The sequence below is a fragment of the Streptomyces sp. SID5643 genome (genome assembly GCF_009872555.1).
Taxonomy (GTDB): Bacteria; Actinomycetota; Actinomycetes; order Streptomycetales; family Streptomycetaceae; genus Streptomyces; species Streptomyces iakyrus.
Genome location: NZ_WWIC01000118.1, coordinates 1 through 14,109 on the forward strand (window position 1 = coordinate 1; position 14,109 = coordinate 14,109).

The 14,109-nt window shown below is 72.6% G+C and carries 13 protein-coding genes; 6 read left to right on the forward strand and 7 right to left on the reverse strand.

Translation table 11 applies throughout. The features are described 5' to 3' along the window. Positions 1 to 757: SDR family oxidoreductase (locus GTY56_RS14880; RefSeq protein ID WP_161365833.1), on the forward strand; the 757-nt coding region annotated here is incomplete at its 5' end. Positions 758 to 828: 71 nt separating this feature from the next. Continuing rightward, the gene (locus GTY56_RS14885; RefSeq protein WP_161365834.1) at positions 829 to 1,680 is read left to right on the forward strand and encodes an oxygenase MpaB family protein; all 852 of its coding nucleotides are present in this window, start codon (positions 829 to 831) and stop codon (positions 1,678 to 1,680) included. 4 nt (positions 1,681 to 1,684) lie between these two features. Here GTY56_RS14885 and GTY56_RS14890 read toward each other — a convergent pair whose 3' ends face one another. The 4 genes from GTY56_RS14890 to GTY56_RS14905 form a co-directional block, all read right to left on the reverse strand. Then, entirely contained in the window at positions 1,685 to 2,428 is a 744-nt protein-coding gene (locus GTY56_RS14890; RefSeq protein WP_161365835.1) for an IclR family transcriptional regulator, read from the reverse strand. Further along, a complete protein-coding gene (locus GTY56_RS14895) occupies positions 2,425 to 3,798 on the reverse strand; it encodes an alpha/beta hydrolase family protein (RefSeq protein ID WP_161365836.1) in 1,374 nt (457 codons plus the stop codon). Before GTY56_RS14895 ends, GTY56_RS14890 begins: the two co-directional genes overlap by 4 nt. After that, entirely contained in the window at positions 3,795 to 5,093 is a 1,299-nt protein-coding gene (locus GTY56_RS14900) for an MFS transporter (RefSeq protein WP_202510194.1), read from the reverse strand. Before GTY56_RS14900 ends, GTY56_RS14895 begins: the two co-directional genes overlap by 4 nt. A gap of 128 nt (positions 5,094 to 5,221) precedes the next feature. Then, the gene (locus GTY56_RS14905; protein ID WP_161365838.1) at positions 5,222 to 5,647 is read right to left on the reverse strand and encodes a MarR family winged helix-turn-helix transcriptional regulator; all 426 of its coding nucleotides are present in this window, start codon (positions 5,645 to 5,647) and stop codon (positions 5,222 to 5,224) included. A 200-nt stretch (positions 5,648 to 5,847) separates the two neighbouring features. Here GTY56_RS14905 and GTY56_RS14910 point away from each other — a divergent pair, with 200 nt between their 5' ends. From GTY56_RS14910 to GTY56_RS14925, 4 genes are read left to right on the forward strand one after another with little or no spacing between them, the layout of a single operon-like run. After that, the gene (locus tag GTY56_RS14910; protein ID WP_161365839.1) at positions 5,848 to 6,765 is read left to right on the forward strand and encodes an SDR family oxidoreductase; all 918 of its coding nucleotides are present in this window, start codon (positions 5,848 to 5,850) and stop codon (positions 6,763 to 6,765) included. 11 nt (positions 6,766 to 6,776) lie between these two features. Further along, a complete protein-coding gene (locus GTY56_RS14915) occupies positions 6,777 to 7,652 on the forward strand; it encodes an amidohydrolase family protein (protein WP_161365840.1) in 876 nt (291 codons plus the stop codon). A 10-nt stretch (positions 7,653 to 7,662) separates the two neighbouring features. After that, positions 7,663 to 9,177, forward strand: coding sequence for an acyl-CoA synthetase (locus GTY56_RS14920; protein ID WP_161365841.1), 1,515 nt, complete (start codon positions 7,663 to 7,665; stop codon positions 9,175 to 9,177). Further along, entirely contained in the window at positions 9,174 to 9,629 is a 456-nt protein-coding gene (locus GTY56_RS14925; protein ID WP_161365842.1) for a MaoC family dehydratase, read from the forward strand. Before GTY56_RS14920 ends, GTY56_RS14925 begins: the two co-directional genes overlap by 4 nt. Before the next feature lie 25 nt (positions 9,630 to 9,654). Here the strand turns inward: GTY56_RS14925 and GTY56_RS14930 are convergent, their stop codons facing one another. Genes GTY56_RS14930 through GTY56_RS14940 form a run of 3 tightly spaced genes read right to left on the reverse strand, consistent with a single transcriptional unit; the run spans position 9,655 to position 14,059 of the window. After that, positions 9,655 to 10,482: a PaaX family transcriptional regulator C-terminal domain-containing protein gene (locus GTY56_RS14930; RefSeq protein ID WP_161365843.1), complete on the reverse strand. Its 828-nt coding sequence runs from the start codon at positions 10,480 to 10,482 to the stop codon at positions 9,655 to 9,657. Between the two features lie 53 nt (positions 10,483 to 10,535). Continuing rightward, on the reverse strand, positions 10,536 to 12,206 hold the full coding sequence (locus GTY56_RS14935; RefSeq protein WP_161365844.1) for a histidinol-phosphatase: 1,671 nt from the start codon (positions 12,204 to 12,206) through the stop codon (positions 10,536 to 10,538). A 20-nt stretch (positions 12,207 to 12,226) separates the two neighbouring features. Next, positions 12,227 to 14,059 carry a LamG-like jellyroll fold domain-containing protein gene (locus GTY56_RS14940; RefSeq protein ID WP_161365845.1) on the reverse strand — a complete coding sequence of 611 codons (1,833 nt, stop codon included), beginning with the start codon at positions 14,057 to 14,059 and terminating at the stop codon, positions 12,227 to 12,229. Positions 14,060 to 14,109 lie beyond the last annotated feature (50 nt).

Sequence of the window (14,109 nt, forward strand, 5' to 3'; positions counted from 1 at the left end):
GCCCGTCCTGGACGCGGTGGCCGCCTCGCTGCCGGGCCCGGCCCTCGCCCTGGAGGCCGACGTCACCGACCTCTCCGCGCTGGAGGCGGCAGCGACCACCGTGCGGGCCCGGCTCGGCCGTCCCTCGGCCGTGGTGGCGAACGCCGGCATCGCCGAGGGCGGCGCGCTCCTCGCCTCGGACCCGGCCGCCTGGCGCCGGGTGATCGACGTCAACCTCACCGGCAGCGCCCAGACGGCCCGGGCGTTCCTGCCGGACCTGATCGACACGGCGGGCTACTTCCTCCAGGTCGCCTCCCTGGCCTCGATCGGAGCCGCCCCCCTCATGAGCGCCTACTGCGCATCCAAGGCTGGGGTCGAGGCCTTCACGCACTCCCTGCGGGCGGAGGTCGCGCACCGCGGGGTCGGGGTCGGCATCGCCTACCTCAACTGGACGGACACCGACATGATCCGCGACGCCGACCGGTACGACGTCCTGCGGGAGCTGCGCAGGCACATGCCTTCGCCGGCCCGCCGTGTGTACCCGGTGGAGACGGTCGCCGCCCGCCTGGTCAGGGGCGTGGAGCGCCGCCGTACGGCCGTGTACGCACCGGCGTGGCTGCGGCTCGCCCAGCCGCTACGCCCGGCGATGCCCCCCGTCGTCCTGCGCGTGGCGCGCCGCGCACTGCCCCGCCTGGAGGCCTCGGGCCCGGTCCGCTATACCGGGCCGCTCGGGGCCGGCGGCCTGGCCGACCGCGCGGCGGCCGGACCGGATTCCTGACGGAGGCTCCCGGCATCCCGGCCGGGTACCGGCATGCCGGACACTGGTCAGGAGGGGAAGGGAGGCCGACCGTGCTGACCGGAGTCCGTGAACAGCTGGGCCAGGCCCTGTTCCGCCGGGTCGCCGGCCCCGGTGGACCCGCGACCCGTGCCCGGATCCACGACACCCCCGGCCCGCGCTGGTTCGGACCGGACCGGCCGATCCGCACGGTCCACGGCGACGCCTCGATGTTCATCGGCGGTCTGACCGCCCTGCTGCTCCAGTCGCTGCATCCGCTCGCGATGGCGGCCGTCGCCGGTCACTCCGGCTTCCGCGGCGACCCGTGGGGCCGGTTGCAGCGCACCAGCACCTTCCTGGCGGTGACGACGTACGGCACCGCCGCGGACGCCCAGCAGGCCGTCGACCACGTGCGCGGCATCCACGCACGGATCCGCGGCACGACGGCCGACGGCGTGCCGTACCACGCGGCCGACCCGCATCTGCTCGGCTGGGTGCACGCCGCCGAGACGGACAGCTTCCTGCGCGCCCACGAACGCTACGGCGCCCGGCCGCTGGACGCCGCCGGCTACGACGCCTACGTCGCCGACACCGCGCGCGTCGCCGAGGCCCTGGGAGTGGCCGACCCGCCCCGCGACCGCGGCGAACTGGCCGAGCGCCTGAGCGCCTACCGGCCCGAACTGCGGGCCACGCCCGAGGCCCGGGCAGCCGCCCGCTTCCTGCTGTTCCAGCCCCCGCTGCCGCTGGCCGTCCGGCCCTTCTACGGCGGGCTGGCCGCGAACGCCGTCACCCTGCTTCCGCCGTGGGCGCGCGGCATGTTGTGGCTGCCCCGGGTGCCGGTCGTCGAGGACCTCGCCGTACGCCCCACCGGACGGGCCCTGACCCGGACCATCCGCTGGGCCATGACCCCGGCCCGGGAGGCCTGAGCGCTCAGGGCTGCCACCCCAGCGCCCGCGAGATCCCGCGCGCCGCCATCCGCACCGCCGGGCCCAGGACCGGCACCTGGGCGTCCGCGTGCGGCACCACGATCGACACGGCGGCGGTCACCGTGCCGTCCGCCCCGCGCACCGGGGCGGCCACCGACAGGGCGTCCTCCGTCACCTGACGGTCGCTCACCGCCACCCCCGACCTGCGGACCTCGGCGAGCACCCGCCGCAGCCGCTCCGGCTCGGTGATGGTGTACGGGGTGAACGACACGAGTTCGCCCTCGCAGTACTCCTTCTGGAACACCGGGTCGCCGTGGGCCAGCAGGGCGAGCCCGACCCCGGTGGCGTGCAGCGGCCAGCGGGCGCCGACGCGGATGTGCACGCCGACCGCCGACCGCCCCGACAGCCACTCGATGTAGACGACGTCCCGGCCGTCCCGCACGGCCAACTGCACGTTCTCGTGCGTCGCTTCGTACAGGTCCTCCAGGTACGGCAGCGCGATCTGCCGCAGGGCGAGTCCGCGCGGGGCCAGGGCGGCGAGCTCCCACAGCCGCAGTCCGACGTGGTAGACGCCGGACTCGTCCCGCTCCAGGGCGCCCCACTCGGTGAGCGCGCCCACCAGCCGGTGCGCGGTGGTCAGGCTCAGCCCGGCCCGCCGGCTGATGTCCGTCAGGCACAGCGCCGGATGCTCGTGGTCGAAGGCCGCGAGCACGGACAGCAGCCGGTCGGGCGCGGTGGGGGCGGTCATGGCCGGGCGTCTCCCGGATGGGCGAGATCGTGGGGGCGGGGGTAGGCGCTGGGGCGGTACGGGAGGTAGCGGGGCTCCGCCGTCGGGTCCGCCGCCCTCGCGCGGTGGTTGAGGGCGCCCGGAGAGGCGTCCCAGCGGCCGGTGTCCAGGCGGTGCTCCAGGGTGTGCAGGGCGGCCAGTGTCTCGCCCGGGGTGAAGGTGCAGTGGCCCGGGCGGTCGACGTAGGCCTGGCGCAGGAGCCCGGTGGAGCCCGCCGCCGTGACGGCCCGCCGGTAGGCGCTCTCCGACGGCACCGGGATCAGCGCGTCACCGGTCGTGTGGATGTTCAGCTGCGGGTCGGTCAGACGGCCGGAGAGCACGCTGGTGCCGCGCATCCACCGCACGGCCGAGGGGTCGGCGGCGATCCGGGGCGCCCGGTCCAGGGCCGAGAGGTCGGTGCGCAAGGACAGTCCCGCCTCCTTGTAGAGCTCCGTCACCTCTTTGTACAGCGGGGAGCGTACGAGCATCGAGCGGTAGTCGACGCCCGTGTTCCAGGACGGGTTGCCGCCCGCCCGGCTCTCGGCCTCCTGCCGCCAGCTGAACGCGGGCAGGTGGAGCAGCCCTCGGACGGCGGCATACTGGTTGGCCTGGGCCGTTGCGTAGTCGGTGGGGTCCGGCCGGGTCTGCGACGGGTCGTTGTGGCCGGGGATGTCGTGCAGGGCGGCGGCCAGGGCGATCCGGGCCCGGCCGCCGGGGGTCCGCTGGGCCGCGTCGACCTTCGACGTGAGCGCCTTGCCGGCGGCGACCGCCTCGGCCTGGTCCGCGAACCCCGCGAGCCGCACACCGGAGTCCGGGGCGAGCAGCGTGCGCAGCGCGAACACCGGGTCCAGGGTGCTGTTCCAGTTGGCGACACCGCCCTGCACCAGTCCGCACATCGACAGCGATCCGTCGAACCGGCCGGCGTGCCGCTCGGCGAGCATGCTGGTGACGAAGCCGCCGTAGGAGGTGCCCCAGGCCACGGTCCGCCGGGCCGCCCCGAACTTCTCCGTGAACAGGTCCAGCGTGGCGAGCTGGTCGGGCACCGCCTCCGTGACCGCCCAGCCGTTCGTCGCGTACGAGGAGCCGATCAGGGCGTAGCCCTCGGCCAGCAGCGTGTCGCGGGCGGCCGGACCGGGCGTGTTCTGGGCCGGATTGGGCGCCCCGGCCGGGGTGTAGCCGTGGCTGTAGAGCAGGACCGTGCCGTTCCAGGACGCGGGGACGTCCATCACGTACGCGGCGCCGGACGCGAGCCGGCCCTCCAGGTGGGTGTCCGCGGTGGCGGCCTGCGCGGGCAGGGCGGTGGCCGCCAGGGACAGGCAGGCGGTCGTCAGCAGGGCGAGGCGGATCCTCAACGCGGGGTTCCTTCCAGGGCGGGGGCGGCGGCGGGGGAGTCCAGCGCGTCCGTGTGCGTCTCACGCAGCCGCCACACGGTGACGGCGGTGACGGCAGCACCGGCGCACAGCAGCAGCGACACCGGGGTGCTGCCGCCTCCGAAGGACGCCAGGAGACTGCCGGCGATCAGCGGGGAGAACCCGGCGCCGATCAGGGTCGCGCCCTGGTAGCCGAGGGAGGCGCCGGTGTAGCGGACGCGGGTGCCGAACATCTCGGTGAGCAGCGCGCCCAGAGGCCCGTACATCGTGGACTGGGCGACGCCGTGGCCGAGCGCCAGGGCGAGGATCAGCAGGCCGGGGGAGCCCGAGTCGACCAACGCCAGTACCGGGAAGGCGAGCGCCGCCGAGGCGACGGCACCGGCGAGCACGACGGGCCGGCGGCCGACCCGGTCCGACAGCGCGGACGCGGCGGGCAGCACGACGAGGGCCACACAGGAGGCGATGGTGACCGCGGTCAGCACCTGCGGGCGGGTGTACCCCTCGTCGACGGCGTAGGAGATCATGAAGCTCGTCAGCAGGGACTGCGCGGTGAACGCACCGATGCCGACGCAGGCGGCCAGCAGCACCGGCTTCGGGCGGCGCAGCACCTCCACGATCGGCGGCCGGGCCACCGGGTCCCGCTTGACCTGCGCGAACAGCGGACTCTCGGCGACCTTGAGCCGCACGAACAGGCCGACGCCCAGCAGCACGATGCTCAGCAGGAACGGCACGCGCCAGCCCCAGGAGCGGAACTGCTCGTCCGGCAGGGTGGCGACCAGGGTGACCACACCGGCCGACAGCACGGAACCGAGCGGGGCGCCGAGCTGGGTGAAGCTGGACCACAGGCCGCGCCGGGAACCCCGCGCGTGTTCGGCGTGCTCGACGACCATCAGCATCGCGCCGCCCCACTCGCCGCCGATCGCGATGCCCTGCACCACGCGCAGGGCGACCAGCAGCACCGGGGCCCAGACTCCGATGGTGTCGTACGTCGGCAGCAGGCCGATGAGGAAGCTGCCCGTCCCCATCAGGACCATGGTCAGCAGCATCATCGACTTGCGGCCGAGCCGGTCGCCGAAGTGGCCGAAGACGATGCCGCCGAGCGGCCGGGCGAGGTAGCCCGCGGCGAAGGTGCCGAACGCCGCGATGGTGCCGACCGCCGGGTCGGCCCGTGGGAAGAACAGTTCGCCGAAGACGAGCGCGGCGACGGTGCCGTAGACGAGGAAGTCGTAGAACTCGACGGTGGTGCCGAGCAGGCCGGAGACGGCGACGCGCCGCAACTGCCGTGAATCGGGGGAAGCTTGGGGAGAGGACGGGGATGGCTGCACGGTGGGCTCCCTGGGGACGGGGCGCGGTTGGTCCGTGAAGTTATGCATCCATCGTGCAGCCGTCAATCATTTGCACAACATCAGTTCAGGCCGTCCTCGGCGATGCGCAGCAGCAGCGCGTGCAGGGTCTCCCGCTCGGCCGGGTCCAGCGGCCCCAGCAGTTCGCCGGTCACCCGCAGGCCGGCCTCGTCGGTGTCGCGCAGGAAGCCGCTGCCGCTCCCGGTCAGCACGACGATCCGGCTGCGGCGGTCGTCGGGGGAGGGGCGGCGCTCGGCGAAGCCCAGCTTCTCCAGGTCGTCGACCAGGCCGACGATCGCGCTCGGGTCGTAGCCGAGCCGCGCGCTCAGTTCCCGTTGAAGGGCGCCGTCCGTGGTGGCGAGGTAGCGCAGCACGGCGTAGTGGCGCAGGCGCAGACCCGATTCCTGGAGGCAGGCGTTGAAGAGCTGCCCCGAGCGCAGGCCCAGCCGGTACAGCAGGTAGCCCGTGTCGGCGTGCAGTCCGCGCATCCACGGCTCGTGGGCGTCGATGGGCTTCGCGGTGGCGTGTCGGCGTGTGATGGCGGGCTCCCTGTGCTCGGTGCTGCTTGCCGTTGATTCCAGCATCCCGCACCGGCAGGTCGCGAACAACTATTGACGTCAACAATTATTGCTCTTAGCTTCGATCTCGAATCCGCGCCACCCGCATCAGCTCGTGAAGGGACCCGCCCGTGCCCAGCATCGATCTCACCGGCAAGGCCGCCGTCGTCACCGGCAGCGGCCGGGGCCTCGGCCTCGCCTATGCCCACGCCCTGGCCGCCCACGGCGCGTCCGTGGTCGTCAACGACGTCGACGAGGCCGTGGCCGAGGCGGCCGTGAAGTCCATCGCGGAAGCGGGCGGCACGGCCGTCGCCGAGGTCGTACCGGTCGGGACCACCGAGGCCGCCGAGCGGCTGGTGAACCGCGCGGTCGAGGAGTTCGGCCGGCTGGACGTCCTCGTCACCAACGCAGGCATCCTGCGCGACAAGGTGCTGTGGAAGATGACCGACGAGGACTTCGACGCGGTGATCACCACCCACCTCAAGGGCACCTTCACCTGCGCCCGCGCCGCCGCCGTCCGGATGCGGGAGCAGGGCGAGGGCGGCTCGCTGATCCTGGTCGGCTCCCCGGCCGGCCAGCGCGGCAACTTCGGCCAGACGAACTACGCCGCCGCCAAGGCCGGCATCGCGGCGATGGCCCGCACCTGGTCGATGGAGCTGGGCCGCGCGGGCATCACGGTCAACGCCATCGTGCCGGTCGCGGCCACCGCGATGACCGAGACCATCCCGGCCTTCGCCCCGTACATCGATGCCATGCGCGGCGGCGAGCCGCTGCCGGACTTCCTGCGCAAGGGCGAGGGCTTCGGCACCCCCGAGGACTGCGCGGCCCTGGTGCCGTTCCTCGCCTCCGAGGCCGCCCGGGGAGTCACCGGCCAGGCCATCGGCATCGGTGGCGACAAGGTGGCACTCTGGTCGCATCCGCAGGAGATCAGGGCGGCCTACGCCGACGGCGGCTGGACCCCGGGCACGCTGGCCGACGCCTGGCCCACCTCGGTCGGTGCCGAGCTCCAGTCGGTCGGCATCCCGGCGCCGAAGTTCCCGGAGGCGTGATGGACCCCTCGATGAACGTCGACGACCTGGTCGCGATCGACGTCCACACCCACGCCGAGGTGTCCTCCAAGGGGCACTCCTCCCTGGACGACGACCTGCACGACGCCTCCTCCGCCTACTTCAAGGTCGAGGGCAAGCGGAAGCCGACCCTGGAGGAGACGGCGGCCTACTACCGGGAGCGGAACATGGCCGCCGTGATCTTCACGGTGGACGCCGAGTCCGCGACCGGCACCCCGCCCGTCCCCAACGAGGAGGTCGCGGAGGCGGCCGCCGCCAACGCCGACGTCCTCATCCCCTTCGCCTCCATCGACCCCTTCCGGGGCAAGGCCGGCGTCAGGCAGGCCCGCCGCCTCGTCGAGCAGTACGGGGTGAAGGGCTTCAAGTTCCACCCCAGCATCCAGGGCTTCTTCCCCAACGACCGCTCGGTGGCGTACGACCTGTACGAGGTGATCGAGGAGACCGGCACGATCGCCCTCTTCCACACCGGCCAGACCGGCATCGGCGCCGGCGTCCCCGGCGGGGGCGGGATCCGGCTGAAGTACTCCAACCCGCTCCACGTGGACGACGTGGCGGCCGACTTCCCGCACCTGAAGATCATCCTGGCGCACCCGTCCTTCCCCTGGCAGGACGAGGCCCTGGCCGTCGCCACGCACAAGCCCGGCGTGCACATCGACCTGTCCGGCTGGTCGCCGAAGTACTTCCCGCCGCAGCTCGTGCAGTACGCGAACACCCTGCTCAAGGACAAGGTCCTGTTCGGCTCCGACTTCCCCGTCCTCACCCCCGACCGCTGGCTCGCCGACTTCGGCAAGCTGACGATCAAGGACGAGGTCCGGCCGAAGATCCTCAAGGAGAACGCGGCCCGCCTGCTCGGGCTGACGAAACCGTAAGGGGCGTGACATGCGCAACGAGGGACTGGGGTCATGGCCCGCACGCCGGGCCCGCAAGACCCCGCACCGCACCGCCCTGATCCACGGCGAGGACGCCACCGACTACGGCACGCTCCACACCCGCACCACCCGCGTGGCCCACGCCCTGCGCGCCCGCGGCGTGCGCCGCGGCGACCGCATCGCCTACCTCGGCCCCAACCACCCCTCCTACCTGGAGACCCTGTTCGCGGCCGGCACGCTCGGCGCGGTCTTCGTCCCCCTCAACATCCGCCTCGCGGGGCCCGAGATCGCCTACCAGCTCGCCGACTCCGGAGCCCGTGCCCTCGTCTACGGCCCCTCCTACGCCGGTCTGGTCGCGGGCCTGCCCGGCAGCACCGACGTCCGCGTCTACCTGGAGGTCGGCGGCGAGTACGAGGCGGCCGTCGCCGAGGCGCCCGCGGAGCCGATCGACGAACCGGTCGGCGCCGACGACACCTGCATCATCATGTACACCTCGGGCACGACCGGCCGCCCCAAGGGCGCCATGCTCACCCACGGCAACCTCACCTGGAACGCGGTCAACGTCCTCGTCGACACCGACCTGATCGCCGACGAACGTGCCCTGGTCTCCGCCCCGCTGTTCCACACGGCGGGCCTGAACATGCTGACCCTGCCCGTGCTGCTGAAGGGCGGCACCTGCGTCCTGGTCGACGCCTTCGACCCGGACGCCACCTTCGACCTCATCGAACGGCACCGCATCACCTTCATGTTCGGCGTGCCCACGATGTTCGACCAGGTGGCCAGGCATCCGCGCTGGCCGGACGCGGACCTCTCCTCACTGCGCATCCTCACCTGCGGCGGCTCCCCGGTCCCCACCCCGCTCATCGCCGCCTACCAGGAACGCGGACTGACCTTCCTCCAGGGGTACGGCATGACCGAGGCCGCCCCCGGCACGCTGTTCCTGGACGCCGAGCACGCCGTGAGCAAGGCGGGATCGGCGGGCGTGCCGCACTTCTTCAGCGACGTCCGCGTCGTCCGCTCCGACCTGGCACCGGCGGGCGTCGGCGAGGTGGGCGAGGTCGTGGTGCGCGGTCCGCACGTCATGCCCGGCTACTGGGGGCTGCCCGAGGAGACGGCCGCGTCCTTCGCGGACGGCTGGTTCCGCAGCGGCGACGCCGCCCGGATCGACGAGGACGGCTACGTCCACATCGTCGACCGCATCAAGGACATGATCATCTCCGGCGGCGAGAACATCTACCCCGCCGAGATCGAGGACCAGCTCCTCGCCCACCCGGACATCGTCGAGTGCGCGGTGATCGGGGTGCCGGACGACAAGTGGGGCGAGGTGCCGCGCGCCGTCGTCGTGCCCCGCGAGGGCTCCGGCCTCGACCCCGACGAGGTGCTCGCATCACTCGCCGGCCGCATCGCCAAGTACAAGATCCCGAAGTCGGTGGTCCTCGCGGACGAACTCCCGCGCACCGCCTCCGGCAAACTCCTCAAGTCCCGTGTCCGTACGCGCTACGGCACCCAGGAAGGATCCGCATGAGCCTCACCGTCAACGGCCTCGACGAACTGAAGAAGCTCGCCGGCAGCGACCTCGGCACCAGCGAGTGGATCCAGGTGACGCAGGAGCGCATCGACACCTTCGCCGACGCCACGGGCGACCACCAGTGGATCCACGTGGACCCCGAGCGAGCCAAGGACGGCCCGTTCGGCGCCCCCATCGCACACGGCTACCTCACCCTCTCCCTCTTCATTCCCCTCTTCACCGAGCTCCTGGACGTCCAGGGCGTGACGACGAAGGTCAACTACGGCCTCAACAAGGTGCGTTTCCCGTCCCCCGTGAAGGTCGGCTCCCGCATCCGCCTGACGGCGAAACTCGCCGAGGTCGAGGAGGTGCCGGGCGGCGTGCAGATCACCGTCGAGGGCGCCATCGAGATCGAGGGCGCCACGAAGCCGGCCGCGGTGCTGCAGAGCCTGTCGCGGTTCTACGCCTGAGCCTGCCCGGTCCACCGGGCGCAGATCAGCCGGACCGGCGGGCCGGCACCAGGTCCAGAAGGCGTTGCGAGGCCTCTCCGGCGAGGGGGGAGAGGCGTTCGTGTACGGTCCGGAACGTCTTCTCGGCCGGTTCGGCCGGCCAGTCGGCGGGCAGGTGCTCGACCGGCAGCCGTGGGTCGCGGCGGACGATCTGCAGCCACTCCGCCTGGAGGCGCAGGCGCAGCACGAGGGCGTCGCCGGCGTCCGGCAGGTCGTCCTCCCAGTGCTGCCAGCGGCTGGCGAACCCCGCGTAGCGCTGGGCCAGTTCGGACAGCTCCCAGGTCTCCTCGATCATCCGGCCGATGTCCATGCCGGTGTCCGCGTGCGCCCGGAAGACCTTGACGTGGGCGGACAGTCCGAGCTCGGCCACCAGAGCCGACACGTCGACCTCGCCCGGGGCGATCCACAGACCGTTGAAGAGCGGGCCGAAGCCGCTCCAGGTCAGCTGGGACCGCAGGTCGTGGCGCTGGCGCTGCCAGGACTCCGGCAGCGAGAAGCCGAGCAGCGTCCAGGTTCCGTCCCACCGGCGGTTGACGGCACCCGCCTGCCAGATCCGCTGCGCGCCGTCGCGCAGCACCGCCTCCGAGCGCTCGGTGAGCCCGAAGTACATGCGGCGGCCCTCACGCTGGCGGCGCAGCAGGTCACGCCCCACCATGCGGGTCAGTGTGGAGCGGGTGGCCTGCTCGCCGATCCCGGCGCGGGCGAAGACGTCGATGACGCTGCCGGAGTACACGCACACGTCACGGCCGAGCACCTGGTCGCCCAGGAACGTCAGCATGAGGGACTGGGGCCGCAGCGACTCTTCACCGGTCACGCGGCCCACGGTACCTCCGCCCGATCAGTCCGTGACCTGCTGGTACCCGGGGATCAGCCCCCCTCGACGTCGACGAACACCGGGTTCGAGTAGAACCAGGTGTCCGCCCACGGGTCACCGTCCCCGGGCGCGTGCGGGACCGGCCCGTGCGGATCGACCGAGGCGCCGAGGTACCCGGTGCCGTTCCGCTTGCCGTCACTGCCGCGCAGCCGGACGTAGAAGGACTCCTCGCCGGCGCTCAGCGGAATGCGCAGGGTGTAGGTGCCCGTGCGGCCGGAGACGTCCTGCGTCCGGACGACCCGGGTGTCCGGGGCCTTCCAGGTGTCGCGGTCGGAGACCGGGCCCCGCACCGCGCCGCGGATGACGTCCACATGCGCCAACTCGGGCAGGATCCCCTGTGGGTTGCGCCGGGAGGCGGTCGTCACCGTGACGTTCAGGGTGAGCTTCTCGCCCTTGCGCACCCGCAGCCGGCCGCCGAGCGTCACGCCCCGTCCCCGGACGCGGTCCCGGGTCAGGCGAACCTCCAGCCCGTCGAGCAGATGCCCGTGGTCCAGCCACACCCGGCCCGCGCGCATGCCCGCCATGACCGCGCGGTAGCCGTGGCCGGTCACGCCCACGTGGGTGCGGCTGAACTGGCCGGGCCAGAAGTCGCTGCCCGGCTGGGGGGTGTCCGTGTTCACCGGGTCGGGCAGCTTGCCGGTGCTGTCGAAGGTCTGCCCCGGCTGCCACTCGCCGTTCCTCCAGGTGTCGAAGACGATCCGGTGGGCGTCGGAGTTGGTGGTGACCGAGAACAGCCGGCCCTCGGCCAGCATCGAGTCCCACAGGCCGCCGACGGTCGCGGTCGCCCAGTCGAAGCCGCCGTAGGTCACCAAGGCGTCCGCCGGATAACCGGGCCAGGACTGCGCGGACGGCTTGTTCTCGTACTCGCCGCGGATCGAGTCCGCCCCGCGCAGGCCGGGAACGGCCGCGCCCTGGGCACCGGGCGCGCCCTCCATGCCGATCATGATCTCGGGCGCCGCGTCCCGCCAGTTGCGCATCTCGTGCGGGGAGTCGATGCCCAGGCGCATCGGGTGATTGGCCAGCACCAGCACGTCGTCGACGTAGCCCGAACGCCGCTGCTGGGCCAGCCACTTGATCGCCTTCACCGCGTGCGCCTCGTTGCGGGCGGTGTCCGCGTCGGCGGGGCCGCCCTTGTCGTAGGCGAGGAGCTTGCCGTCGTAGGCGCGCTCGAAGCGGGTCAGCACGTCGACCTCGTGCGGGCCGGGCGCGGTGAACACGGTGCAGTGCTCGGCCGCCGGGATGTACCACTCCAGGCCCTGGAAGATCAGCTGGCGCGGGTTCTCGGCACGGGCCCGGAGGATTTCCCCGTGTTCCAGTGCGGCCCCGAAGCCGGCGTGCCCGAAGTTGGAGTGCTCGGTGAACACCATCCAGTCCAGGCCGTACGTCGCGCCCGCGGCGGCCAGCTGGGAGAAGGTGTACTTGGCGTCGTGGCTGTAGACGGAGTGGATGTGGTGGTCGCCGACGAGGTAGGCGAGGCGCGGGTCCTCACCGCCGGGCCGCCGTCCGTCGGCGGCCCGGGCCGGGACCGCCGCCGAGCCGAGGGCGAACGCGGCGCCGAAAAGGCCCGCGCGGCGCAGCAGCCCGCGGCGGGACACGCCCTGCGGATCGAGGGCGGCGGGGGAGACGGACGGGTCGGCCCAGGCGGGCAGTTGCTGCTCGGTCATGATCGGCAAGTCCTCGGATCTCAGTGATGCATGAAGGAGGTGACGGGCAGCGCCCGGGAGACGATCCGGACGTCGCCGAGCCGGCCGTGGAAGATCTGGTCGATCTTCCCGCCGTACTCGTAGCCGCCCAGCAGCCACGGCAGCCCCACGGAGGTGATGCCGACGGAGGGGGCCTTGGGGTTGCGGAGCACCGGGCAGCCCTCGACGTACAGCGTCGTGTGCTTGCCGTCGTTGACGACCGCGAGGTGCCACCAGGTCTCCAGCGGCGTCTCCTGGCCCCAGTTGGTGGCGATGCCCTGCTGGTTGAGCGGGCGCATCGCCCACTGCGGTTCCCGGTCGTTGGACAGCGACAGCGTGGCCGGCGGCTCGTCCGGGTCGTCGGCGGTCTTCCCGGCGGCACGGCCCGTGCCCGCGCGGGACACCAGACCCGACCAGGCGTTGTGGTCCGGGTCCCAGTCGGCCGGCAGCCGGTAGAACGCCTCGATGGTGTAACCGTCCTCGAACGTCGCCGAGTTGAGCGGAGCGCCGTCGACGGTCCTCAGGTACGCGCCCTTCAGCGGGGACTTGAAGCCCTGGAACTCCAGGCTGCCATGGGCCGGCTGGTCGGGATGGTGGTCGGCCGACCAGCCCAGCGCACCGCCGCCCACCGTGACCAAGGAGAGGTCGTTGCCCCGCCCGGACAGATCACGGACCGTCCCTGCCGCGCCGTCGACGGGCTCGTCGAAGCGCCAGTACGCCATCGTGCCCGGGACGAGCAGCTTCGAGGCGGGCCGGGCCGCACGGGCGGGCACGGGCGCGAACCCGGCGAAGCGCTCCTCGAAGTCGATCTCGACGGAGAACCGGTCGGCGTCGCCGCTCAGTTCCATCTCCTGCCGCTCCAGCTCGTTGAGCCCCTTCGCGGCACGGCCCAGGATCCACGGCGAGAGCGTCTCGACGTCGATGACCCCGCGGTCCAGGTCGAACCGGTACAGACGGATCATGGCCGCGCCGCCGAAGTAGCGGTTCTGGTAGTTCGTCAGGTGCAGATGGACGTCGTGCCCGGCCGCGTTCTTCCGCGTCACGCGGCCGGCGGGCCAGTAATGCCCGCCGAGCGCCAGGAAGATCTGGTCGTGGTCCTCGATCAGCCGGTCCCACAGCTGCTGCCCGTAGTCCGACAAGGTGTCGTCCGCCGCGACCAGTTCGTGCGTCGTGAGGATCACCGGAGTCCTCGGGTGCTTCGCCAGGACGTCCTTCGCCCACGCGTAGCCCTGCGGCGAAAGCCGCCAGTCCAGCGCCAGCACCAGCCACTCGCGGCCGCCCGCGGTGAACCGGTGGAAGGTGTTGTACCCGTCCGGGGAGGCCCCGCCGAACGTCCGCCGCCCCGCGAACCGCTTCGGCCCGAAGGCGTCCAGGTACGGTGTCGCGCCGCGCTGGTCGGTCGTGGACGACTTCACGTCGTGGTTGCCGGCCAGGACGCTGTAGCCGACGCCCCGCCGGTCCAGCAGCCGGAAGGCCTCGCCGATCGCCGCGAACTCCTCCTTCACGCCGTTCTGCGTGAGGTCACCGAGGTGGGACAGGAAGACGATGTTCTCCTCCCGGCCGTGCTCCAGCAGATAGCGCAGTGAGGCTTCGACCGGCGCCTTGTCGATGCTCGGACAGTCGAAGAGGTACTGGGTGTCCGGCATCACCGCCAGCGTGAAGCGGCGGCTGCCGGGATCGGGGCGCCACGCCGGGGCCGCCGCCTCGGCGGTGACGGCCGGCAGCGCGGTCACGGCGGCGGTCACGCCGAGCAGCGCGGTGGCGCGCAGGAAACCGCGTCTTCCGGCACCGGCCTGGGGCGCCTCGCCCAGGCCGTGGTCTCGCGAAGTGCACACGGGTGCTCCATGAGGTGGCTGAGACGGATGATCGAGAGAGGGGGGAGAAC